This window comes from Geobacillus genomosp. 3, assembly GCF_000445995.2.
Lineage (GTDB): Bacteria > Bacillota > Bacilli > Bacillales > Anoxybacillaceae > Geobacillus.
Genome location: NC_022080.4, coordinates 1450158 through 1473166, shown reverse-complemented (window position 1 = coordinate 1473166; position 23009 = coordinate 1450158). Strand labels below are relative to the sequence as shown.

The following is a 23009-nucleotide window of genomic DNA, read 5'->3' as shown; positions in this document are numbered from 1 at the left end:
AAAAAGCGAAACGCTTCAGGCGTTTCAGTGAGGCGGCGCCCCGCACGTGGCAGAGGCGCTGCTACTTTATATTAAATCATTGATCGCCCACTTTTTCAATGAATTTTTTGAATTCACGAACCATTTTGTTCATTCTGTCTCTTTTACGACCACCCCAACCCGCTGCTCAAACAACTGGATGACCGCTGACATATCCAAATCGGCCAGTCCATCGGTAATCGCTTCGGCAAACACCGCTTCCGTCTGTCCGCCAAGGCAGCGTCCAATTCCTGTTTCGTTCATCAATTCGTTGGCCAGACGTACATCTTTATGTACATACTTCACCGCCCCGCCGGGCGCAAACTGGCGCGGCAGCACAAACTGCTCCATATGGCGGCGCAGCATCCGGCTGTCTCCGTAGCTTTCCTTTAACAATCGATACAGCTTCCCGGCATCAAGCCCGTAAGCAACGCCGGCGACCATCGCTTCCGCCGCGGCGACCGTATGGACGGCGACCAAGTATTGGTTGAGCACTTTGGCTGCACTGCCGGCGCCGCTTTCCCCTAAATATTCCACCGTTTTTCCTAACACGCCAAGCAACGGGCGCACCCGCTCCCACACGTCTTTCGCACCGCCAACCATAATGGTCAACGTCCCTTGTTCCGCTCCTTCCGGCCCACCGCTGACAGGCGCATCCAAGTAAGCAATCCCGCGCTTATCAGCCTGCTCGGCCACCTTCCGGCTCGTGTTCGGGCCGACGGTTGTAAAATCAAGACAAACGGTCCCCGGTCGGGCTGCGCTAAGGACGCCGCCTTCCCCCGTATACACCTCAATGACATCGTCCGGCATCGATAAACACGTGCAAACGACGTCCGCCTCGCCGGCCAGCTCTGTCACTGTTGCTGCCTGTCGGGCGCCACGATTGACAAGTGGAACCGCTTTTTCCGGCGTGCGGTTGTACACTGTGACGGCGAAGCCCGCTTCAAGCAGCCGGCCGGCCATGCGCGAACCCATCACGCCCAAGCCGATAAAGCCAACGTGGGTCATCGACCCCTTCCTCCTTTCATCGTGCGATATTCATCATACCAAGCAAAGCTTTCGCCGCTTTCTCCCGACGGAATGTACTCCAATCCTATAGCGCCGCCGTAGCCGCGCTCTTGCAAAAATGAGAAAATCTCATGATATGGAAGCGCTCCCGTCCCCGGTTCATGCCGCCCGGGGGCATCGGCGAATTGCACATGGTCAATCAGTGGTTCATAAGCGAGAAACGTCGCGGTCACCTCGAGACCGAGGCGCGCCATATGGTACATATCATACTGCATCTTCACGTTCGGCCGGCCAAGATCACGGATAACCGCTGCCGCTTCACTAATATCCGTTAAAAAATAGCCCGGCATATCGAGCGGGTTGATCGGTTCGATCGTCAGCGTCAAACCGTGGACGCCGAGCGCGGCGGCCGCCTCATCCAAGCGGCGCATGTATATTTCTTTCGCCCGTTCCCGCGGCAAACCGGCCGGCATCACCCCAGCCATGCAATGAAGGCGCGGCACGTCAAGCGCAAGCGCATAGCGCATCCCTTTCTCAAGCGCACGGCGAAAATCGTCATGCCGGTCAGGAAGAATCGCCAGCCCGCGCTCCCCGCTTTCCCAATCGCCGGCCGGTAAGTTGATTAAAACAAGCGACAACTCGTATTCTTCAAGCTTATCGGCGATCGCCTCAGGCACCGCCACATACGGAAACTGACACTCGACGAGCGAAAACCCGTGCTGCTTCACCTTGGCAAACCGGGCGAGAAACGGCGCTTCCGTGAAAATCGTCGATACATTGACGGCAAACTTCATCATGAGGCCCCTTTCTTCTCCATTTCTTTCCCTTATTCGCTCCACCCGTTGCCGATTCCTGCTTTCATCGCCCCCTTCTTCTCTCGCCCTATAAAACACAGGCGCAATCACTCATCAATCGACCGCTTGCTGTACAACGAAGCCGGGACTTTGTCATAGTTGTTTGCGCCAAGCGCGACGTCCCCCTTTGAACGGCGTCATGACGAAAAAAGAGCCGTTTCCATCGCTGGGAAACAGCCCTTTCCTCTTTTTACTCTTCATCGCTGGCGAAAAAACGCAAAATGTAAACGAACAAGTTGATAAAATCAAGATAAATGTTGACAACGATCATCGGAATATCTGCTTCCGTGAAGCCGTAGCGGGCCAAACGATTGATATCGTAAATCGTAAAACCGAGGAAAATCAAAATCCCCAAAGCCGCGATACCCATTTGTCCGACGCTGGAGAACGGGATAAACCATTGGATGATCAACAATCCAAGGAGCGCAAACGCGCCGAGCATTAAAAACCCGCCGAGAAACGAAAAATCTTCTTTCGTTTTGGCTGCATAAATAGCCACGCCGGAAAACGAGACGACAGCCAGCGCAAACGCCTTGAACACCGCCGCCGCACCGATGACGGAAATGTAATAGCCGATGAGCGGATAAAGAGTTGCGCCTGAGACGAGCATAAAGGCAAACATAAGCGGATAGCCGACCGCCTGTTTGCGGCGGGCGAAGATCATTACCAAAAGCAAAATGAGTTCTAACGCATAAAGCGGCAAATACAGGCCGGCCGGCACCCATTGTCCGGCGTACAATCCTGCCGTCGCGACAGCGAGCGCCGCGAGAAACGAAGCGGCCAACTTGGCGACTGGGCTGTGCGGGCGGTAAACGGTCGAGTGATTCATCGCGATCCCCTCCTTTTTTCAGTTTACCATAGTTTCACCATCGATCATAGCCTTATTTGTCAGCCATGCTGCTGCGTTTGCCACTGCTCAAGCCGACGAAACCAACGGGTGGAAAACAATGTTTTCAACGCTGGCGGAACGACAAAAAGAATGAAAAAAATGCGGAACATTTGATAGCCGGTGACAATGGCTAGGCTCGCATGCGCTTCTTGCGCCAAAATGCCCATTTGATCCATGCCGCCCGGCGCTAAGGCGATAAAGGCCGTCAAATACGGTATACGGTGCCAGCTCATTAACACGAACGCTGATAGCATGGAAAACAAAATAAGCGCGCAGCCGGCTAAAACCGACGCCGCCATCACCTTCCCTTTCCCTTCGATCGCCGTCGGCTTCAGCATCAGGCCGAGATACGTTCCCATCGTAATTTGCGCGACGTCTAGCAGCGGAGCCGGCAAATGCGGGGCCGGCGTTCCAACAAGCACGAGCGCTGCCGTGCCGATGATCGGACCGAGCAAATAGGCCGTCGGCAATCGGAGGCGCTTCCCTACTAGCGCACCGGCCACAGTGACAGCCGCATAAAGCAAAGCGAGGCCGACAGTCCAATCCGGCCCGCCGGCCATTCCGGCGTCGGTCGCTCCCGCGGCGCCTTCGGACAAAAGCGGGCTTAAGGCGATAAGCGGAACGAGAAACACGACACCCATCAGCCGCATCACTTGAAACAATGTGACGACGGTCGGATCGACGCCTTTCAGCTCCTCGCCGAGAACGAGCATTTGTGACAGTCCGCCGGGAATGCAGCCGGTGACGACTGAACGGAGCGAAAGATGAGTCCATTTCGCTACAAGGGAGGAAACGACAAAGCTAAACAGCAACATCAAAACCGTCGCCAACATCATCGTCGGCAGTTGCCGCGCCATTTCTGCGAGCGTCGCCGCCGTCACCGGCGCACCGAGCGTGTAGCCGATTGGAATGAGCCCGACATTGCGGATAGCGGTCGGCCAATACAGCTTTTCTTTGAAAAGATGAGAGGCGGCCAACAAAGCGGCCGCCGGGCCAAGCACCCAATGGAGCGGAATGTGCAAAAGGGAGAATGCAATGTCGCCCAATGCACCGATGATAAACGTCAATATGAGACGGATGGTTTTCTTCCATGCCCGTTCCTCATGCAAACAGAAACACTTCCTCTCCCTGTTCCGTGTACCGTTGAAGCCGGGGCTTATTTATCCGTCCTCCGTTAATCAGCAAATAAATCTGATGACAAATACCGCTCCCCGGAATCCGGCGCCATGCAAAGGACGCGCGCCCCTTTTGGCAGCTGCTTGGCTACTTTGATGGCGTAATAGGCGCTCGCCGCGGCCGAGGCGCCGACCAAAATGCCTTCCTTTGCCGCCAGTTCGCGTGCCATCTGCTGGGCGTCTTCATCTTTAATCAAAAAAATGTCATCATAAATCGAGCGGTTTAAAATGTTCGGGATAAACCCTGGACCGGTGCCGGGAATTTTATGCGGTCCCGGCTTCCCGCCCGACAGCACAGGTGAGCCGTATGGTTCAACGACGTAAATGCGCAAATTCGGCATGCGCTTTTTCAGCTCTTCTCCTGTCCCGGTCACCGTCCCTCCGGTGCCGGCGGTGAGCACGAACGCATCCAGCCGTCCGTCAAACGCTTCATAAATTTCGGCTGCCGTCGTATGCCGGTGCGCGTCCGGGTTGGCTGGATTTTCAAACTGCATCGGAATAAAGCTGTCAGGAATCTCACTAGCAAGCCGGTTCGCTTCGTCAATCGCCCCCTGCATCCGCTTCTCGGCCGGCGTCAAATGCACTTCCGCCCCGTACGCTTTTAAAATCTTCACCCGCTCAATCGTTGCGTTATCCGGCATCGTAATGATACACCGATACCCTCTGGCGGCGCACACCATCGCCAACCCGATGCCGGTGTTGCCGGACGTTGGTTCGATGATCGTGCTTGTTCCCGGCGTAATTTTTCCTTCCGCCTCTGCCCGGCGAATCATTTCCCAAGCCGGCCGGTCTTTGACGCTGCCGCCCGGATTAAACGATTCGAGCTTCATATATACATCCGCCCCGTCCGGATCCGGAAGGCGCCGCAACTTTACGATCGGCGTGCCGCCAATTAAGTCTAAAATGGAGTCATACAATTTCACGGCGTTCCCCAACCTTTTGAAAAAGTGTGTTGTCTGCTTCATTATACATGATTTTTCTTTTTTTGTTCAAACAGTGCGCCTCCACCTGCCATGAGCCGGCATTCCTTAGCCTTTTTGGCGAAAGAAAACTAGTTTTATCGGACATATCGTGATTTTCCCTCTGTTCTAGCTCGATATTCCCCCTTATAATGATAATAAACGACGGAAAGCGAGGTGGCTTTTTTGGCATCTGCCGCACAGCAGCTTGTCACCCATTTGGAAACCCATCTGCCTAGCTTCCTTGCCTATTGGCGGCGACATATGAAAATTGCCGACGATGATAAATATCTTGACCGCGTTGAACAAAATGCCTTGGCGATGTTTGCGTTAGTCAAAGAGGCGCTGTTGCGGTCGCTGTCCGGCGAGACAGTCGAACAGCTGGCCAACAAAATCGCCAAAGAACGGGCGGAAATGAATGCCGGCATCGGCGCCCTCGTCTATAATGTCAGCCTCGGCCGGCGGCTTATTATTAAGCACGCGTTGACCGCGCCATTGCCGACCGTCGAGCTGGCTCCGTTAATCGACCATATCAACGAGTTATTTGACCAGTTTTTGTTCCATGCCATCACCGAATATAACGGGCTAAAGGAAGCGGAGTTGCGCGAGAAAAACATGTTGATCGCCAGGTCACATCAAGATCGGCTGAGCTTGCTCGGGCAAATGTCATCCAGTTTTGTGCACGAATTCCGCAACCCGCTTACGGCCATTATTGGGTTTATTCAATTATTAAAGTTTGAACATCCGCATTTGCCATATTTGGATATTATCGATCACGAGTTGCAGCAGCTGAAATTTCGCATTTCGCAATTTTTGCATGCCTCACGCAAAGAAATTGTCGAGAGCGAAAAGGAAACTTTTTCGCTGCATCAACTGTTAGAGGAAATAATGGATTTTTTATACGCGACGATCGTCGACAGCGATGTCGACATTTCGTTGGTGGTCGATGAAACAATACATATTTTTGCCTATAAAGACCAGTTGCGCCAAGTATTGGTCAACATTTTACTCAATTCGATCGAAGCGGTGAAAGAAAAGGAAAAGCCGCGCCGCATCAAGATCACTGCCCGCTCCCAAGACGGAACGGTCATCATTGAAATCACCAACAACGGCCCGGCCATTCCCGCCGATATCGTCGAGACCATTTTTGAGCCGTTTTTTACGACAAAAAAATTAGGAACGGGCATCGGCCTTTACATTTGCAAAAAAGTGATTGAAGACCATGGCGGGGAAATCAGCTGTTCGTCCGACGTCAACATGACGACCTTCTCGATCCGGCTTCCTGTATAGCGAATGGCGGAAATGGGCATATTGGATGAAAAAAGGTGATGATGATGAAGCCATCTTGGAAAAATTGGTTGAAACAAACAACCACCGCCATTCGTGAATGGATGCAGCGGGAAAAACATTCGTTCGCCGAGCTGTCCGAATTCATCCGCCATCATCCGGATACCGTCCGGTCTGAACGTACATGGCTCGGCTTGACGTACCGGTTTTACTCGTTGACGCTCGATGATGTGGCACTCAAAATGGAAACAAAGGTCAGCCGCACCGGAAGCGAGCACATTTTATTGTTGTCGCTCCACACTCCCCGGTCAGAAGCAGCCATATACCGTTCTTACGACGAAACATGCAGCCTAGAGGACACCGTCGTCACTCCGTCACTCTCGGAAAAAACCGCACCGATTTGATCATGGTGCGGTTTTGTTTGGCATCTTCACCGAAAAGAGCCTCGCTTTCAAGCAAAGCGAAAGCGGGGAAAGACATTACCCTTTCATGCCTTGCAACCATTCTTCGTAGCATTCCGGACAAAGCGCTTCCTCGCGTTCCTCGCCGTTCGTGTGGAACGAGACGTAATGCACTTTGTCGTCACAGTCACATTGACAGTAGAAGCACGTTTCGTTCATCGATTGTCCCTCCTTGTCCGTTAGTGTGGACAAGCAGAGGAACGTCATTGCAAGGAAAACATCCCCAGACGCGATCAGCGCGATGTAAGCGATAATAAATAGTCCAACACAGCCTCTTGCTCTTCCTTCGTAAACCCGGCTTGGCGGTCAATCCAATACCGATGCCCCTCTCCTGTCACATGCACCGCCTTTAAAGCCGGATCGGCAGCATTCGCGGCGATGACGCGCTCGCGCCACGTCCGGTCAATCAGCGCCCGCAAGCTGTTGCGCGCATCAGGGGCGATGCCTTTTTGAACGGTGCTTGAAAGTCCGGGTTCCCCGTTTGGCCCAACCGCCACGCCGCCATCATGCAAATACGGGGCGCTCCAAGCAAGCCCAATCAGGCTCGGCACCTTATACCCGCCCGGCGAATTGCCGTGGGCGAACGACAGGCGAATTTGTTCCGGGTCAAGATGATCGGTCGGTACGTTTACCACTTTTGCCCCTTTCGGGATCGGCACTGGCGTATCCGGGGCATACAACACCGCCTCCCCAAATATGTTTTCAGTTTTTTTTAATGCTTTTGCCCGCGACGGCTCGGTGCCAACCACATTGGCAGCTATGACGCGGTTATTCGTCAAATACGCCCCCGCATGGCAACGGATGCAGCCGGCGCGAACGAACACATCCCGCCCTTTCGCCGCCCGCTCTTTGTCCACCCGTTTGTTCGGCGGTGGAGGATTGAGCGTATTTTGCCAAGCGGCGACAGCATTGTTTTGTTCGTTAAACCGATACCCGGGCTCGCTGGCGATCAGCCCGTCCGGAGCGACAAGCGATACGTTCGGAAACTGCGGCGGGGCAACGAGCTGATTGACGCCAACCGCTTTCGGCGTCGGATCGGCTTTAGCGAAAAAGACAGACGGCTTTTCCTTCATCGTCGGCCGATAGCGAAAGCGCGGGTTGGCTGCGTTTTGCAAAATCGTGCCAAGATACACTTCCTTGTCAATGCCAAACAACTCATCACTAACTTCTACCTGTGCCAGCGAATCGGCGTTTTGGGCGTGCACGTTGTTGCTGAAGGCGGCCAAACCGTGAAACGAGCCGGCAGCAGCAAAGCCGCTCCACCCGTACGGATGGTCGCCGCGCGTGAACGAATCGGGAATTTGCGCCGGGTTCGCTTTCAGATCAATCGTCGAGTCGAAATTGCCGCGCGGCCAGCTGGCAAAAATGCGGTCGACTTCCCGCTCAAGTCGCTCCGGATCCGGCAGCACAGCTTTTCGCCCGCGCGAATCAACGATGGCGCGGTCGGTCGAACGAATGTAGTCGGCAAGCGATTTGATTTCGGCATGAGTAAAATAAGCGGTCGAATTTGTCGCCAACGCCATTAACAGTCCAGCGTTCAAATCATTGTTTGGCGCTCCTTCGACGACTCGTTTCGTCTCCGGATCGACAGTTGCGTGACAAGCCGCACAGCTAATGCCGACGCGCACGCGGCCGCCGCCGGTGACAATCGGCATCCCAAGCGGCAAATATGCCCCTTTCGGCACATCAATGCCGGTGTCGATCAGCTCCCCTTTTTTATACGTCCGTCCGCCGATCGTCACATCCTCGGCGAGCGGCACACGCAAATTTGTCGTCCCTTCTCCTTTTAATGCGGCGATCGCTTGCGCCATATTGGCCAGCGTCAGCGGCCCGTCGACAATGCCCATAATGTCAGTCAAAAACACTTCATTGCCGAACGTTTCCTTATAAAACACCTCTTTGCCAAGGAGGAGCAGCCGGTCATCGACAACGACCGCCCCGTCCTTTTCTGGCGGGTGTCCGTTTTCTGCCGATAGCGTTTGGAAGCGGCCGCCATCTGCATCGATCCACCTCCCCCACCAATCAATGCCGGTTCGCTCGCTCGCCTGATACGGCTTGATCGTCTCCCCGTCCGGCACAAGCGCGTACTCTCCCCGGCGCAAAAGAAGAGCGGCCCCGACGGCGAAAAGAAGAAGCACAGCAACACCTAGCACAATGGCTGCCTTTTTCATCCGTTCCTTCACCCCCTGCATGAAAATGGATTGCGGACATAGTATGCCCCGCTCTAGGCAAAACTTGAGCATGCAAGCAGCGCCTCTTGTCGGGCTGTCCGGCTGCCAAAAACACCATCGACTGTTTTTCCATCATTATCCATCTATACACATAACGGCGGGGTATATACTATGTCACGGAAGGTGGTGAAAAAGATGAAAGCGACAGGAACACATGAAACGCTTGAGCTGCACGAACTGCTGATGTTTAAAAACACGTGCCTCGCCAAAAGCACAGCCATGCAGCAAATGGCAAGCGATCCGCAACTGAAATCGCTCATTCAGCAAGACATGCAAAAAACTACGCAGCACATCCGCGACTTGCAAAACTTATTATCGTAACGGGCAAAGGAGGGACAACGATGCAAACAACCATGACGCCAACCGGCGTATTAAACGATCAAATGATCGCTGCTGATTGCCTTATTAGCGCCAAAAACGCCATTAAAGGATGCGCGATGGCCATCGCCGAAGCGGCGACTCCGGAAGTGCGCAATACTTTGAAACAACAGTTAAACGATGCGATCGCGTTCCATGAGCAAATCAGCCAATATATGGTCAACAAAGGGTATTACCATCCGACCAACGTCCAAGAGCAGCTGCGCATCGATATGCAAGCGGCACAGCAAGTGCTGCAGTCGGCTGGACGCTGAATACCACAAAAGGGGATTCACCCGCTGCGGGAAGAATCCCCTTTTTCATGATTTGCCCGCCATTCGCCCATCCTAACAACAGAGGAGGTGAACCACATGAATCGCCGATACACGATATGGGCTGCCCTCGGCGCCGCCGTCGTCCTCGTCGTTGCCGCCGCCATCGGCTCCACCCGGCCGGCACCGCAAGAGCGCGCCCCTGCCCCGCCGCGGCTTGAGCCGTTTGACACAAAAGACGCACGCACTCATCCGACGGTTGTCACCTTAGACAGCCTCAGTGCAGGAGAGCGGCTGAAACAACAGCTGAACGCGCACCCGGGCATTCGGGAAATTCGTCATAACCACCGCGGCGACCAAAGCCACTATTTTACCAATGAAATTGCTGTCCGCTTTCGGACGCCGCCGGACAGCCGCCGTCTCAAACAGATGGAAACAGCCATCCGCGGCCGGCTTGTCAAGCGGCTTGATCATGTGTTTGTTTTCCGTTCGCGCGAGCAGACGTACGAGGAAATGCGCCGCTATTTCCGCCCGCTTCCATCAGTCGAGTATTGTGAGCCGAACTACATTTACATGCAAAACGGCTTCCCGTGGCCAGCGGAAGAGCCGAATGATTCGTTTTATGCCCGCTATCAGTGGAATTTACCGGCCATTTATACGGAAGCCGGCTGGACGCTGTCGCGCGGCAAGCAAACCGTGCCCGTCGCCATCATCGACAGCGGGGTCGACTTGACTCATCCCGATTTAGTACGCCGCCTTGGCCCCGGATACAACGTGTTGGCCGACGACCGCCCTCCGGATGATGAAAACGGTCATGGCACCCATGTTGCCGGCATTGTCGCCTCACAGCCAAATAATGGCGAAGGGGTTGCCGGCATCACATGGTTCAATCCGATCATGGCGGTCAAAGTGTTAAACGCCGACGGCTATGGAACGAGTATTGACGTAGCCAAAGGCATCCGCTGGGCGGTCGACCGCGGGGCGAAAGTGATTAATTTAAGCCTTGGCAACTACCAGCCATCTTCGGTTCTCGAGGAAGCGATCCGCTATGCCGATGCCCATGATGTCGTGCTCGTCGCCGCTTCCGGCAATGACAGCACGTCCCAGCCGAGCTTCCCGGCCGCGTATCCGGAGGTGATCAGCGTCGGAGCGGTTGACCCGGACCTTTCCTACGCCTTGTACTCCAATTATGGCGATTATGTCGACGTCGTGGCGCCCGGGACGAACATTGCCAGCACGTTTGCCGGCCATCAATACGCCGCTCTTTCCGGCACGTCCATGGCAGCACCCCATGTTACGGCGCTCGCTGCTTTGATCCGTTCCGTCAATCCGCGGCTTTCGAATGATGAGGTGCGCGATATCATTCTACGAAGCGCTGATGATTTAGGCGAGAGAGGAAAAGATCCGTACTATGGCTCCGGACTCATCAACGTCTATCGCGCGCTCGAGCTGGCAAAACCGTGAACAGACGCCCGCCTTCCATCTAAAATGGCTTGCATATGCCAGTGGCAACAGAGCACCTATATCCCACTGAAGCGTTAAAGCAGGAAATCACTCACGTTCAACAACATCTGCATTTTCCGCCTTGATCGCATGCCCAACGGAAACATATCCGACTCCTAACGGGCGGGCATGTGGGGGATGACCATGAAAAAACGGTGGGGATCCGGATTACACCCCCATCGTTTTTTCGCTCGTTAGCATTGTCGTCACCGCTCCGACGACTGCGACGACAACAAACGAATAAATAAATGGCACCGAGTCAATCATGAGGCTTCCGATCGAAATGATACAGGCGTCAATGACGAATATAATGACACCGACGTTCCAATCTGTCAGTTTGGCGATAAACTGAGCCAGCAAATCCGTTCCGCCCGTGCTTGTCTCCTCGCGCAACATGAGGCCGATGCCCGCACCGACAAGCATTCCCCCGATGATGGCGCTCAAGAGCGGATCCAACGTAACAATGCCGCGCAAAACCGATAATACGTCAATCATCCATGAGGAAAATAAAAGACCGTGCAAGCTGTTGTAAAAAAATGGGCGATAGTAAAACCAAGCCGCCACGTAAAGGGGAACGCTTAAGATGATCATCGTCAGACCGGCTTGCACGTGCCAGACGTATTTGGCGATCAGCCCAAGGCCGATCATTCCCCCGTCAAGCAAATGGTGAGGGACTAAAAACACGTTGATGCCGATGCCGAGCAGCAAGCTTCCCTCGACGATTGCCACCATTTTTTTTATCACCATGGTTGATCCCTCCGCCCCGTCGGCCATTTCGCCAACCAAAAACGAACAACACGTTTCCATATGTATGTATATGGCCTTCGCCGGTCAAGCTTGTCTGTTTTTTTGCTGCGTTGGCAAAGGAGACCGACAGATCGCCCGGCGGCCCGCGGACGGAAAACAAAAAAATAAGAGGCTAGACCTTTATGCCTAGCCCCTTATTTTTGCGCTTTTGTCGCCTCGTCGTCGTCAATAATGCCTTTTGTTGCGTTTTTAAATTCACGCAATGTTTTCCCGGCCGCCTGTCCTAATTCCGGCAGCTTTTTCGGCCCGAAAATGAGCAACGCGAAAAAGACGATGAGCGCAATTTCCCCAAACCCGATGTTCATATTGGTCACTCCAATGTCCAAGCGTCATTTCTTTCGTTATTATATCATATTCGAACACAGAGTGTCATCGGCTTTCCCTTGACAAAACAGCGACAACTTGCCCGACGCCTACTGCTCTTCAAGCAGGCGCACCGGTACATCTTGCTCGCGTTCCGGCTCATTGGCAAAATAAATGCGCGCTACTTCCCGCCCTTCATCGACGTGTTGAATGATCACCCGTTTTCCTTCATACGTCACCGGGACAATTTCTCCGGCCTCGGCAATTCGTTTCGCCCGCAATAGTTCCATCCTTATTCGCCTCCTTTTGCACTGTCTTCCGCCTGCGTCCGCAAACTTTTCCAAAACAACTCATCACTGCAGACGATCTCCTGCAGTTCACCTTCATCTCCTTTGGCGTTGATGATTTGCAATAACTGCGTCATATCGTCCGTTTCGCGGCGATCGTTTTTCACCAAATCATCTCCTTTCTTTGGCAAACTATTAGCACGGGCAAGCCGGCCCTCCCCCTACGGCTTCCATGTTTCAACGGTTGACTCCCTCAAAAAGAAGGAGTATGATTCGAATTGGTGTGTATAGAGAGGAGGAAACACTGTGAAGGAGCGGGACTACTATTTTGACAACGCGAAGTGTGCGTTAATGCTCCTTGTCGTGTTTGGCCACTTTCTGCGCCCGTATATTGACAGCGTCTTATGGGTGCACAGCTTGTATACGTGGATTTTCTTTTTCCATATGCCGGCGTTCATTTTCATTTCCGGTTATTTTTCTAAGAAATTCCATGAGAACGGCTACTTGCAAAAAATCACAAAAAAATTGCTGTTTCCGTATATCTTGTTCCAGCTTCTGTATTCCGTCTATTATTTCTTTTTGTATGACAAACGGTCGCTCGAACTCGATTTATTGACTCCGCATTGGAGCCTATGGTTTTTGCTTAGCCTGTTCAGCTGGAACGTGTTGCTGCTATGGTTCGGCCGGCTGCCGAAGCAGATCGCGCTGCCGCTTGCGCTTCTTCTCGGTTTGGCCGGCGGGATGATGGAAGCGGAAAAATGGCTGAGCTTGTCAAGAACACTCACGTTTTTCCCGTTCTTTTTGCTCGGGTTTTTCACGAACAAATCGGCGATCGAGCGTTTGTTTACTACATCTGTGCGCATCGCCTCGCTGATCGTGCTGGCCGGCATGTTCGTGCTCATTCATTTCGGATTTCCGGACTTGCCGCAAGACTGGTTGTACGGCTCGAAATCGTACGATACGCTCGGCGTATCAGAGCCGGCCGGCGTGGCGGGCCGTCTTGCCATTTACGCGGCCAGCTTGCTGATGACGTTCAGCTTCCTGTCGTTCATCCCGGGCCGGCGCTTCTCGTTTTCCGTGCTGGGAGCGCGCACGTTTTACATCTATATCTTGCACGGGTTTATTTTAAAATATTTGCACGAAACACCGTTCCCGGATTTTATTATGGACGTACATGGCTATCCGCTTCTGCTTGCGCTGTCGGTCGCCGTTATGCTCATCCTCGGAAGCAAGCCGGTCGTCCGGCTCGTGCGGCCGCTGCTCGAATGGCGGTGGCCGAGGTGGCGGCAGACAGCGTCCTAAGACAAAAGGGTGTCCTGCAAAACAGGACACCCTTTTGTCTTGTCTGTTTGATTGTCACCGGCTGACACGGGCAGCCCGCACCGCCGCTGCCAACGCCGCCGCTGCTGCTTTGGGCACCGGGGCGGAAGCGATGGCGCTGATGACCGACACGCCATCCGCCCCGGCTTCCATAACCTCTCTTGCATTGTCAACCGCAATGCCGCCGATGGCGACAATCGGAATCGTAATCCCCGCTTCGCGGAGGCGGCGGAGAATATCGGGCCCTTGTGCTTCATTCGCATCGTCTTTTGAGCGGGTCGGATAAATCGGACCGACACCGATGTAATCGGCGCCCGCTTCGATGGCTGCTCTTGCCTCTTTCACATTATGCGCCGAAACACCGAGAATTTTGTCGCCAATTTTTTCTCGCACGCGCCGCGCGTCTTCATCATCTTGGCCGACGTGGACGCCGTCGGCATCAATGGCGATGGCCAGCTCGACGTCATCGTTGACGATAAACGGCACGCCATAAGTGCGGCAAAGACGCTGCAGCTTCCGGGCGAGCGCCGCTTTGTCTTCCCCTTTGAAAGCGCCCGGCCCTTTTTCGCGAAACTGAAACAGCGTCACGCCGCCATCAAGCGCTTCCTCGAGCACCTGCTCCGCCGGCTGTTCACTGTTTTGGCTCCCCATAATAAAGTACACCGCCAACCGCTCTTTCATTTCTTCGCTTGTGATGCGCGCCACCCGTCTCACTCCCCGTATTGCCGGTATGCCCAATGGTTCGTCGGCCCATGGCCTTGTCCAATGCCAAGCGGATAGGAAATGGCGGCCTGCACGAACGATTTCGCGGTCGCCACGGCATCGACCGGATGCCGCCCTTTTGCCAGCTCGGCAGCAATCGCCGCCGCGAACGTGCAACCGGTCCCGTGCGTGTGGCGCGTGCTGATTCGCTTGCTTTTAAAATACGAAAATTCGTCACCGTTATATAGCAAATCGACCGTTTCCTCACCATCATCATCATGGCCGCCTTTAACTACGACATAGCGGGCGCCCATCCGGTGCAGACGACGCGCAGCTTCGCGGCGGTCATCCATCGTGCGGATGGCCGTACCGGTCAACGCCTCCGCTTCCGGAATGTTCGGCGTAATGACAAACGCCAACGGCAGCAGTTCTTCTTTCAACGCAGCCACCGCCTCTTCCTGCAACAGCGGAGCGCCACCTTTGGCGATCATTACCGGATCGACGACAAGCCGCTCCCAACCGTGTTTTTTCACTTGTCCGGCCACGGTGCGGATGATGTCGGCGCTAAAGAGCATGCCGGTTTTTACCGCATCCGCGCCTAAATCGGCGGCCACCGATTCGATCTGGGCGGCGACTGCTTCCGCCGACAGCGGATAGACGCCTTGCACGCCGAGCGTATTTTGCGCCGTCACCGCTGTAATCGCTGACATGCCAAACACACCGAGCTCTTGAAACGTTTTAAGATCCGCTTGAATGCCGGCGCCGCCGCCGCTGTCCGAACCGGCAATCGTCAACGCTTTGAATACCATGTTGTTCCCCTCTCCTTTTACCGTTGTTCGACCCGTCCGTCGCGCTTCACGTCATCGGCGCTTGTATGCGCCAACGCGTCTAAAAACGCCGCCTGGAAACGGCCTGGACCGCGCTCCCCAACTTCCGCCGCCGCCCGCTCCGCCGCGACGCCGTAATATGCGAGCGCCGCCACAGCCGCCTTCACAATGTCGGGCTCAACGGCCGTAAACGCCCCGATCACCGACGTCAGCAAACAGCCCGCGCCGGTCACTTTCGTCAGCAACGGATGGCCGTTGTGAACCAAATACGTCGTGTTTCCGTCCGTGACGACATCGTCCTTTCCGGTGATGATCACAACGGTGCCGAGCTTAGCCGCCGCCCGTTTGGCCAAGGCCGCAACATCACCGCCTCCTTCGCCGGCGTCGACGCCTTTAATCGCCCACGTTTCGCCAATCATGTTGGCGATTTCCGCCGCATTGCCGCGAACCGCGGCAAGCTTCACCTGTTCGGCGATGCGGCGCGCTGTGTCCGTCCGGTAGCGCGTCGCTCCGGCCCCAACCGGGTCGAAAATGACCGGCACGCCGGCTTCGTTCGCCGCCCGGCCAGCGATCAACATCGCTTCCACTTCTTCGGCGTTCAGCGTCCCGATGTTCAATACGAGCGCGCCGGCAAGCTTCGCCATCTCGCCCACTTCCTCTTTCGCATACGCCATCACCGGCGAAGCGCCAAGCGCCAGCAGTCCATTTGCCGTAAAATTCGTCACAACAACATTTGTCATATTATGGACGAGCGGATTGGTCTCTCTCACCCGCTCACGCACATCTGCCCATTCATGCCAATCGGCCATCGCTTACCTCCCCTTTCTCGACAAACACCCTTTGCCAGCCGGCGAAAAGCCCCCTTCTCTGACTGTTGGCGTTCCATCCCCCGTCAATCAGCCATATCGTTCCCATCCATCAGTCTACTCTTTCTTTTTTTCAATTGCAAGACAAAGAAAAGCGGCGCGCCCATGCACGCCGGCTTGTTTCCTATGGCCGCATCGGCTCCACCGCCTCCGCCTCCTCGGATGAAGCTGATGGCGACAGCCGCTGCGGCAGCGGCCAGTTCCATAAATCCAAATCAACGATATAACGCGGCCGCCGCTTTGTTTCTTTGTAAATTTTCCCAACATACTCCCCGATCAGCCCAAGGGCGATGAGTTGCAAGCCCCCCAGCAGCCAAATCGAGGTAATGAGCGACGTCCATCCCGTCTCAGTGTGCCCGGCCCACTTTAAAAAGAGAAAATAAGCGCCAAAAATGAGACTGACGACAAATGAGAGAAAGCCGATGAACGAAATAAAGCGAATCGGGGTGACGCTAAACGATGTGACCCCGTCAAGCGCAAAAGCAATCATTTTTTTTAGCGGATATTTCGTCTTTCCAGCCAACCGCTCTTTCCGGTCATAATAGACAGCCGTCGAGCGAAAGCCAAGGAGCGGAACAATGCCGCGCAAAAACAAATTTACTTCCCCAAACTGCTCAAGCGTCTCGACCGCGCGCCGGCTCATCAGACGGTAGTCGGCATGGTTGTATACGAGATCAACGCCAAACACCTTCATTAACCGGTAAAATCCTTGGGCCGTATGCCGTTTAAACCATGTGTCCGTGTCGCGCCGCCGGCGCACGCCGTAAACGATGTCATACCCTTCGCGAAACTTTTTCACAAATTCGCGAATGGCCGATAAATCATCTTGCAAATCGGCATCAATCGAAATCAAGCAGTCGGCATGGGCTTTCGCCGTAAACAGACCGGCCAACAACGCGTTTTGATGTCCGGCGTTGCGCGCCAGTTTCAACCCTTTCACTTCCGGATGGCGCAAACTCGCTTTGTAAATGAGTTTCCACGTATGATCGCGGCTGCCGTCATCGACAAATAGGAGCGCGCTTTTTGGTGAAATAAGCCGCTCTTTGACCAGTTCTTCGCGCAACGCCCGCAAACGGCCGATTGTCTCAGGCAACACTTCCTCCTCATTGTAGCACGGCACGACAATGGCCAATACCGGCTCAGACATATCATTGTCCTCCTTCCCACACCACTTTGTACAAATAAATTGTCCATGCCGATTCATCGGAGCGGAACACCCGTTCAAGGCGAAGGGCATTTTCTGCCGCGTTTTCAATCGGCAACGCCGAGAAAATATAGCGGCCGCCCATGTCGTAAAATGCTTTTGTATTCAATTCAAGATGGCGGATCGTCCGTTTCGATGTTTTCTTAAACATATAACGCTTGCCAAGCTCATCGACAAACAAATAGCAGCGCCCGCCCCATTCATCAAAATACTCACGCAGCTTTTTGTTTTTTTCCAGCTCCTTGGCGATGATGCGGCGAAACCGGTGTTTGTATTCAAGCGGATAGAAATTGTTGTACGTATCAAGTGTGTAAAAACCGTTGTACTGGGCAATGGCCGGGTGGATGCCGATGCTGGCGACACGGTATGTATGCACAGGGCGTCCGATATATTCACGGATGGCGGCAAATTGCTTCTCAGCGTAAAACTCGCGGAACGACGGTTTGTTTCGGTAGACAATTTCTTCATTGTAAGAAACAAGCACCAACAGCTGCAATGCGATCGCCGCCGCGCCGACCGCCCGCCACCATCGTCCTTCTTGCCAAACAATTTTCAGCGCCATCGCAAACAAAACGTAAATAACCATCGGCCGCAAAAAATGATAGCGGGCAAAATTGAACTTATCGAGCAAATCAAACCGTTCAGTGAGCGGCAGCCATCCTTTGTAAAACCAAAACGCATACCAAGTTGATAAGGCAAAGTTCAGCACATGCAGCACAAGAAACGGCGTTTCCTGCCGCCAGCGCTTCCGCTTCCATACGAAGTACAAGGCGATGAGCGTCACCGGCAAAATGACGAGCCCATGCACCGTCATCACATGAGTATGGCCGAGCACATAGTTTTTGAACGTCAGACGGATCACCCGCCAAAGCGGCAGACGGGCATGGAAATATTCATCGCGGCTTGTCGGCTCATCGGAAAACAACAACGAATGGACAAGCCGGTAATCGACCGCCAAATAGAGCACCGTCATATAGGCGATGGCAGCGAAAAACCGCCAATTCCAGCCTTTGCCGCGGATGACATCGACCAGCCACCAAATCCCAAGCGCGCTCAGGAAAAAGAAAAAGCCAAGCACAAAACTTGAGTAAAGCGGCAAGAGCGTCAACACCGCCCAATTCACCCACGAGCGCTCGCCGTTGCGGATGTTTAAAAACGCCCAAAGCGCAAGCGGCATGCCAAGCGTGCTCAACATCCCCGACGGCCAAAACGGCGTCAGCGCGAACGTTAAAGAAGCGCCGATGCGGATCCATAGCCAGCGTCCGTCCGGCAGTACATGCTTTTTCAACAGAAGATACATGCCGACAAACGCGAACACGCGGGTGATGGCCTGGCTGAGCCCGTAGGCGTAAATGGATGGAAACAAGGCGTGAAGCCAGACGATGCCGCTGAACTCCGTGCCGAACGCGTTGCGCGGCAGCCCGTTGATGATTTGCGGGATGATGCCGTCAACCGGTCCAAACAGTTCGCCGCTTCGGGTGAGCACTTTATACCAGGCAATGTTGGAATCCAAATTGTCATGGACGCGCATATGTGCATCTTCACCGAGCACAAAGTACGGCGACACATATAAGGCGATGGCCAGCAGCGAGAAGAACAGGAGTCGTTTTTCTGTCACCAGCGCCTCTCTCCCTCCTTTCGCCCGGCTGATGTCTTTCCTTATTGTTCAACAAGTGAGGAAAATTATTCATGATGATGGCAAAAAACGGACGGCAAACGAAAAACCGCTGTCGGCCGGGCAAAGCCGGCTGGCAGCGGTTTTGAATTCGGCGTTTCACGGCCCTGTCAGGCGGAAAATAAGGCGGCTGGATTGCGCACAAACAGCTGCGCAAACACCTCGTCGCCGATCCCTTCATTTCTCAGCGCCGGAATCACATTGGCAAACAAATGCTCAACATGCCAATTTTTCATCATTTCGGCAAACGGCTCGGGCAGTTCAAACGGGCGGCCGAGCCAAAGGTTGACCGTATCATGCGAAAGCATAATCCGGTCTGCGTATCCGTCGCGAAGCAGGGCAAGAAGCGTGCGAATCCGTTCCTCATCCGTTGGAGCGCCGACCATCCCTTGAATGCCGAAGCGGTCAAAGGCGATATAAACACCGTACTCGAGCGTCCGGCGGTGGTAGTCCGGGTCGGTGTTGCCGCACATATGGCCGATGACGATTTTGTCCGGGTCGGCGCCGTGCTCAAGCAAATAGGCGGCTTGTTCCGGCCCCATCGTCCCTTCCTGCGTATGGGTGATGATGACCGCGCCCGTCTCTTTTTGCGCACGGGCGGCGGCGCGGAAAAACAGCTTCTCGTACTCGGTGATGCGGCCTTTGCTTGAGGCGAGCTTGATGACGCCGGCTTTGATTCCGGTATCGGCAATGCCTTCCGTCAGCTCGGTCATAAACATGTCGTAAATATCGTCTTCCGCCGTCCCGAGCAGCTGGCGGAATTTGAAGTACGGCGGCGCTCCTTCCCCTTCATAATAATAGCCGGTCGCACAAATGATGTTCAGCCCCGTTTCTTCGGCAACGCGCCGCAAAAACGCCGGATTGCGCCCGCAGTCGTTCGGCGTCGGATCGACGACCGTTTGAACGCCATGCCGCTTCATCTTTTCCGCCGCCTCCACGGCAACGCGAAGCGCCGCGTCTTCACGAAACGGGCCATGCGTCACATCGCCTTGAAATCCCGGGTAGCCGAAGATGAAATGTTCGTGGATGAGCGTTTTGCCAAGTTGTTCCACCGGCACCGGGCCTAAAACCGTTTCGACTGTTTTCGTCATCAGGCGTTCGCCCCTTTCCCCGCTTTTTCATATTCCTCTTCCTGCAATTTCCGCCAAAGCAGCTTGCCGCTTGACGTCATCGGCAGCGACGAACGGAATTCAACGAGGCGCGGATATTTGTACGCCGCCATTTGCGTCTTCGACCATTCAATGATTTCTTCTTCTGTCACGCCCCCGACATACTCGTCATGAAGAACGATAAACGCTTTCACCGTTTCGCCGCGGCGCGGATCCGGCACGCCGACGACGCACGCCTGCTTGACGGCCGGATGTTTGTAAAGAAGCGACTCGACTTCAGTCGGCCACACTTTATAGCCGGAAGCGTTGATCATCCGTTTGACGCGGTCGACAATGAAAAAGTAGCCTTCCTCATCCATCCGCCCGATGTCGCCGGTGCGGAAAAACCGCTTGCCATCGAGCTCGATGAACGCTCCTTCCGTTTCTTTCTCGCGCCGGTAGTAGCCGCGGAACACTTGCGGGCCATGAACGACGATTTCCCCGACTTCGCCGACGCCAAGCTCCCGTCCAGTCGCCGGGTCGATGATGCGGGCGTCGACGTCAAAGGCCGGCACGCCAAGGCATTGCAGCTTCGGCCGGTCCGGCGGGTTGAAGTGCGTTTGCGAAATCGTCTCGGACAACCCGTAGCCTTCAAAGTAGCGGACGCCGGTGAGCTGGAACAATTTTTCCCCGACCGCCTCCGGCAGCGCCGCCCCGCCGCCGGAAATGCTCGCAAGCGACGAAATATCGTATCGACCGAGCGCCGGGTTGGCCAAAAAGTCGATCAGCATTGTGCTGATGTTCACCCAATGGGTGCAACGGTACCGCTCGACAAGCCGGGCCGCCGCATCGCGGTCCCAGCGCGTCATCAGCACGATCGCTGAACCGGCGAAGATGGGGGTGTGCATGCTGTGCACCATCCCAGTGACATGAAAAAACGGCAATGTCGCCAAGGCGACCGAATCGCTTGTTACGTTGCCCCAATAATAAGCGCCGACAATGTTCGCATTGACCGTCCGATGCGGATGGATGCATCCTTTTGGCACTCCGGTCGTTCCCGATGTATACGGCAAGACGGCGATGTCATCAACATGGCCGTTGTACGGAAGCGGCGCCAGACCGGCAGCGAGGCAATCCACCCATAGAAGAAGGCGTTCGCCCCCCACTGTCCGCCGCGGCGCCGCCACTTCAGCCGGCAGCGGCACCGGAGAATCGTCAGATACATAATCGGAATACGCGGCGACGATGAGATGTTTAAGCGTGGTCCGGCCGAGAAGCGGAACGACTTTATCCAACAGCTCTTGGCCAACGAGGCCGACTTTCGTCTCGCAATCGTTCACATAAAAAGAAAGCTCATCTGAGGTGTTCATCGGGTTGATCGGCACGACGATGGCTTCGGCGCGCAAAATGGCATAGTAGGAGATGATGAACTGCGGAGAGTTTTGCATGTACAACAACACGCGGTCGCCCGGTTGGACGGACAGCTTTCGCTGGAGACAGCCGGCGAGCGCGTTCACTTCATCAAGCAGCTGCTTGTATGAATAAGACGCCCCGTAATAATAAACAGCCGTTTTATTCGGATAACGCCTCGCCGTCGTTTCCAAATGATCGACGAGCGTCGTCTCCGGCACGGCGAGCGTTTTCGAGAGCCGCTTTGGCCAGTACGGATAATGTCGTTTATTCATCCAATCCCCCTCTTTTTGTCTGCTTTGCAAATCGACAGCCTCCCAAAAGAAAGCGGTTCCAATTCATCGGTATGCCCAAACCTTTCAATTCATGCTCCTTACTAACCGGTTAGTACGCAAATCACTACCTTTATTGTACATACTTCTTGAGATAAGATCAACAATATTCAGAAGAGTGTAGACAAATAAACGTATACGCCGCCTACAGCAGGCGGCGCAGCACCGGCACACATGCCGATGTCGATGCGACGATGACATCGGCCTCTCCTGTCTTTGCCAACCCATATGCATCGATCAACATCGTCCGGCAGCCGAGCTGGCGCGCCGGCGCGATGTCATTGCCGACATTATCGCCGACGCAAAGCATTTGCCCGTAATCGACGCCAAAACGGGTACGGATCGCTTCCAAATGGGCAGCCGTTTTGATCGGCTTGGCTGCTTGGAAAATTTTATGGTGGAACAAATCGTCCAGCCCTAGTTTCCGCAAAATCGCTTCGCTGTCCGGCTCTGGGCTGTTTGTCATCAGCACGAGCGCCGTTGTTTCGCGGAGCTTTGCCAACGTCTCTGCCAACCTTGGCGCGCCATGCATCTCAAACTCTGGTCCCATCATCCACTCTCTCGTTTCCAAAAAAGCGGCATATGTATCCTCATTCGTCAATCCATAATGGCGGCCGACCGAGCTCGGCACCCACCAAAGGTCGCCGATGCTGAAAAAGCGATCCAAATCGATCGCCACCGGCCCCGGATAGATCCTTTCGATATCAGCTGCGGCCACCGGTTCGCCGCTCCAGCGGCGCGCCTCGCGAACATCTCCTTCTTCAAGCTGTAAAATCAAGTCTTCCTTTGTATCGTACACGCTGCCGATGCGAAGCGGATGGCGCCCGGCGAGCACCGCCCGGTAATCGTCCCAAAATCGCAGCCGGTCTGCTTCATTAAGCCGTTTGGCCACCTGCTCGGCGTAATAATCAAAATGCCCCGTTTCCTCGTATAACGTTCCGTCTAAATCAAAGACGATCGCTTTGATGTCTGCTCCGTTCATGTTCGCTCTCCTTTCCTGCCCATCACCGCGTCGGCGCGGACATCACACCGCCCGGCGCCCTGTTTTATGCCTTCTTTATCTTACAAAACGAGGCGAGAAAAATGCAAATGATGGAAACCGCCCCAATGGCTTCAGAGTGCAAGCGCCGGGGATGGTTCGCTCGCTTGGAAAATGGCTGTCCACTGTGGCGGG

The 23009-nt window shown here is 54.6% G+C and carries 25 protein-coding genes; 6 read left to right on the top strand and 19 right to left on the bottom strand.

All coding sequences use genetic code 11. The annotated features are described in order from the left end of the window. Positions 1–129 precede the first annotated feature (129 nt). From M493_RS07360 to cysK, 5 genes are all read right to left on the bottom strand, one after another. Positions 130–1026, bottom strand: coding sequence for an NAD(P)-dependent oxidoreductase (locus M493_RS07360; RefSeq protein WP_020959674.1), 897 nt, complete (start codon positions 1024–1026; stop codon positions 130–132). Further along, on the bottom strand, positions 1023–1820 hold the full coding sequence (locus tag M493_RS07355; RefSeq protein ID WP_020959673.1) for a hydroxypyruvate isomerase family protein: 798 nt from the start codon (positions 1818–1820) through the stop codon (positions 1023–1025). The genes M493_RS07360 and M493_RS07355 overlap by 4 nt, the downstream gene beginning before the upstream one ends. A gap of 250 nt (positions 1821–2070) precedes the next feature. Beyond that, on the bottom strand, positions 2071–2709 hold the full coding sequence (locus tag M493_RS07350) for a Bax inhibitor-1 family protein (protein WP_020959672.1): 639 nt from the start codon (positions 2707–2709) through the stop codon (positions 2071–2073). Positions 2710–2768: 59 nt separating this feature from the next. Further along, positions 2769–3878 carry an AbrB family transcriptional regulator gene (locus tag M493_RS07345; protein WP_020959671.1) on the bottom strand — a complete coding sequence of 370 codons (1110 nt, stop codon included), beginning with the start codon at positions 3876–3878 and terminating at the stop codon, positions 2769–2771. 65 nt (positions 3879–3943) lie between these two features. Continuing rightward, on the bottom strand, positions 3944–4867 hold the full coding sequence (cysK, locus tag M493_RS07340) for a cysteine synthase A (RefSeq protein WP_023817594.1): 924 nt from the start codon (positions 4865–4867) through the stop codon (positions 3944–3946). A 222-nt stretch (positions 4868–5089) separates the two neighbouring features. On the opposite strand from cysK, the gene M493_RS07335 reads away from it, so the two are divergent. Continuing rightward, positions 5090–6193 carry a histidine kinase N-terminal domain-containing protein gene (locus M493_RS07335; RefSeq protein WP_020959669.1) on the top strand — a complete coding sequence of 368 codons (1104 nt, stop codon included), beginning with the start codon at positions 5090–5092 and terminating at the stop codon, positions 6191–6193. Positions 6194–6237: 44 nt separating this feature from the next. Next, the gene (locus tag M493_RS07330; RefSeq protein WP_020959668.1) at positions 6238–6594 is read left to right on the top strand and encodes a hypothetical protein; all 357 of its coding nucleotides are present in this window, start codon (positions 6238–6240) and stop codon (positions 6592–6594) included. Positions 6595–6669: 75 nt separating this feature from the next. Here M493_RS07330 and M493_RS18645 read toward each other — a convergent pair whose 3' ends face one another. Together M493_RS18645 and M493_RS07325 are read right to left on the bottom strand one after the other, a co-directional pair. Continuing rightward, positions 6670–6810 (bottom strand): hypothetical protein, encoded by a 141-nt coding sequence (locus M493_RS18645; RefSeq protein WP_020959667.1) that lies wholly within the window; start codon positions 6808–6810, stop codon positions 6670–6672. Positions 6811–6884: 74 nt separating this feature from the next. After that, on the bottom strand, positions 6885–8822 hold the full coding sequence (locus M493_RS07325; protein ID WP_020959666.1) for a hypothetical protein: 1938 nt from the start codon (positions 8820–8822) through the stop codon (positions 6885–6887). 195 nt (positions 8823–9017) lie between these two features. Between M493_RS07325 and M493_RS07320 the strand changes: the two genes are divergently transcribed. The 3 genes from M493_RS07320 (at position 9018) to M493_RS07310 (ending at position 10975) form a co-directional block, all read left to right on the top strand. Next, positions 9018–9203 (top strand): hypothetical protein, encoded by a 186-nt coding sequence (locus tag M493_RS07320; RefSeq protein ID WP_020959665.1) that lies wholly within the window; start codon positions 9018–9020, stop codon positions 9201–9203. Between the two features lie 20 nt (positions 9204–9223). Next, positions 9224–9514 (top strand): spore coat protein, encoded by a 291-nt coding sequence (locus M493_RS07315; RefSeq protein ID WP_020959664.1) that lies wholly within the window; start codon positions 9224–9226, stop codon positions 9512–9514. A gap of 96 nt (positions 9515–9610) precedes the next feature. Next, a complete protein-coding gene (locus tag M493_RS07310; protein ID WP_020959663.1) occupies positions 9611–10975 on the top strand; it encodes a S8 family peptidase in 1365 nt (454 codons plus the stop codon). Positions 10976–11182: 207 nt separating this feature from the next. Here M493_RS07310 and M493_RS07305 read toward each other — a convergent pair whose 3' ends face one another. The 4 genes from M493_RS07305 to M493_RS18195 all read right to left on the bottom strand — a co-directional run bounded on the left by M493_RS07305 (position 11183) and on the right by M493_RS18195 (position 12578). Then, the gene (locus M493_RS07305) at positions 11183–11758 is read right to left on the bottom strand and encodes a YitT family protein (protein ID WP_041267895.1); all 576 of its coding nucleotides are present in this window, start codon (positions 11756–11758) and stop codon (positions 11183–11185) included. Between the two features lie 197 nt (positions 11759–11955). Beyond that, the gene (locus M493_RS07300) at positions 11956–12126 is read right to left on the bottom strand and encodes a twin-arginine translocase TatA/TatE family subunit (protein WP_020959661.1); all 171 of its coding nucleotides are present in this window, start codon (positions 12124–12126) and stop codon (positions 11956–11958) included. 108 nt (positions 12127–12234) lie between these two features. Further along, the gene (locus M493_RS07295; RefSeq protein ID WP_020959660.1) at positions 12235–12414 is read right to left on the bottom strand and encodes an H-type small acid-soluble spore protein; all 180 of its coding nucleotides are present in this window, start codon (positions 12412–12414) and stop codon (positions 12235–12237) included. Between the two features lie 2 nt (positions 12415–12416). After that, positions 12417–12578: a hypothetical protein gene (locus M493_RS18195; RefSeq protein WP_020959659.1), complete on the bottom strand. Its 162-nt coding sequence runs from the start codon at positions 12576–12578 to the stop codon at positions 12417–12419. 139 nt (positions 12579–12717) lie between these two features. Here M493_RS18195 and M493_RS07285 point away from each other — a divergent pair, with 139 nt between their 5' ends. Beyond that, on the top strand, positions 12718–13713 hold the full coding sequence (locus M493_RS07285) for an acyltransferase family protein (RefSeq protein WP_020959658.1): 996 nt from the start codon (positions 12718–12720) through the stop codon (positions 13711–13713). Positions 13714–13767: 54 nt separating this feature from the next. Here M493_RS07285 and thiE read toward each other — a convergent pair whose 3' ends face one another. The 8 genes from thiE to M493_RS07245 form a co-directional block, all read right to left on the bottom strand. After that, complete coding sequence (thiE, locus tag M493_RS07280) at positions 13768–14436, bottom strand: thiamine phosphate synthase (RefSeq protein WP_020959657.1); 669 nt, start codon at positions 14434–14436, stop codon at positions 13768–13770. A 5-nt stretch (positions 14437–14441) separates the two neighbouring features. After that, positions 14442–15242, bottom strand: a complete 801-nt coding sequence (gene thiD / locus M493_RS07275) for a bifunctional hydroxymethylpyrimidine kinase/phosphomethylpyrimidine kinase (protein ID WP_020959656.1) — start codon at positions 15240–15242, stop codon at positions 14442–14444. Positions 15243–15259: 17 nt separating this feature from the next. Further along, positions 15260–16069, bottom strand: coding sequence for a hydroxyethylthiazole kinase (gene thiM, locus M493_RS07270; protein WP_020959655.1), 810 nt, complete (start codon positions 16067–16069; stop codon positions 15260–15262). 181 nt (positions 16070–16250) lie between these two features. After that, a complete protein-coding gene (locus M493_RS07265; protein ID WP_020959654.1) occupies positions 16251–17273 on the bottom strand; it encodes a glycosyltransferase family 2 protein in 1023 nt (340 codons plus the stop codon). A 1-nt stretch (position 17274) separates the two neighbouring features. Beyond that, positions 17275–18948 carry a DUF6044 family protein gene (locus M493_RS07260; protein WP_020959653.1) on the bottom strand — a complete coding sequence of 558 codons (1674 nt, stop codon included), beginning with the start codon at positions 18946–18948 and terminating at the stop codon, positions 17275–17277. A gap of 167 nt (positions 18949–19115) precedes the next feature. Beyond that, positions 19116–20096 carry a phosphotriesterase family protein gene (locus M493_RS07255; protein ID WP_020959652.1) on the bottom strand — a complete coding sequence of 327 codons (981 nt, stop codon included), beginning with the start codon at positions 20094–20096 and terminating at the stop codon, positions 19116–19118. Then, complete coding sequence (locus tag M493_RS07250) at positions 20096–21778, bottom strand: long-chain fatty acid--CoA ligase (RefSeq protein WP_020959651.1); 1683 nt, start codon at positions 21776–21778, stop codon at positions 20096–20098. The genes M493_RS07255 and M493_RS07250 overlap by 1 nt, the downstream gene beginning before the upstream one ends. 202 nt (positions 21779–21980) lie before the next feature. Then, positions 21981–22817, bottom strand: coding sequence for an HAD family hydrolase (locus tag M493_RS07245; RefSeq protein ID WP_020959650.1), 837 nt, complete (start codon positions 22815–22817; stop codon positions 21981–21983). Positions 22818–23009 lie beyond the last annotated feature (192 nt).

Coding starts and splice junctions, on each gene's coding strand:
- M493_RS07355 (WP_020959673.1), bottom strand. CDS start 1,820: ATGAAGTTTGCCGTCAATGTATCGACGATTTTCACGGAAGCGCCGTTT.
- M493_RS07255 (WP_020959652.1), bottom strand. CDS start 20,096: ATGACGAAAACAGTCGAAACGGTTTTAGGCCCGGTGCCGGTGGAACAA.
- M493_RS07350 (WP_020959672.1), bottom strand. CDS start 2,709: ATGAATCACTCGACCGTTTACCGCCCGCACAGCCCAGTCGCCAAGTTG.
- M493_RS07330 (WP_020959668.1), top strand. CDS start 6,238: ATGAAGCCATCTTGGAAAAATTGGTTGAAACAAACAACCACCGCCATT.
- M493_RS07250 (WP_020959651.1), bottom strand. CDS start 21,778: ATGAATAAACGACATTATCCGTACTGGCCAAAGCGGCTCTCGAAAACG.
- M493_RS07300 (WP_020959661.1), bottom strand. CDS start 12,126: ATGAACATCGGGTTTGGGGAAATTGCGCTCATCGTCTTTTTCGCGTTG.
- M493_RS07310 (WP_020959663.1), top strand. CDS start 9,611: ATGAATCGCCGATACACGATATGGGCTGCCCTCGGCGCCGCCGTCGTC.
- M493_RS07315 (WP_020959664.1), top strand. CDS start 9,224: ATGCAAACAACCATGACGCCAACCGGCGTATTAAACGATCAAATGATC.
- M493_RS07360 (WP_020959674.1), bottom strand. CDS start 1,026: ATGACCCACGTTGGCTTTATCGGCTTGGGCGTGATGGGTTCGCGCATG.
- M493_RS07320 (WP_020959665.1), top strand. CDS start 9,018: ATGAAAGCGACAGGAACACATGAAACGCTTGAGCTGCACGAACTGCTG.
- M493_RS07295 (WP_020959660.1), bottom strand. CDS start 12,414: ATGGAACTATTGCGGGCGAAACGAATTGCCGAGGCCGGAGAAATTGTC.
- M493_RS07325 (WP_020959666.1), bottom strand. CDS start 8,822: ATGAAAAAGGCAGCCATTGTGCTAGGTGTTGCTGTGCTTCTTCTTTTC.
- M493_RS07265 (WP_020959654.1), bottom strand. CDS start 17,273: ATGTCTGAGCCGGTATTGGCCATTGTCGTGCCGTGCTACAATGAGGAG.
- M493_RS07245 (WP_020959650.1), bottom strand. CDS start 22,817: ATGAACGGAGCAGACATCAAAGCGATCGTCTTTGATTTAGACGGAACG.
- M493_RS18645 (WP_020959667.1), bottom strand. CDS start 6,810: ATGAACGAAACGTGCTTCTACTGTCAATGTGACTGTGACGACAAAGTG.
- thiM (WP_020959655.1), bottom strand. CDS start 16,069: ATGGCCGATTGGCATGAATGGGCAGATGTGCGTGAGCGGGTGAGAGAG.
- thiD (WP_020959656.1), bottom strand. CDS start 15,242: ATGGTATTCAAAGCGTTGACGATTGCCGGTTCGGACAGCGGCGGCGGC.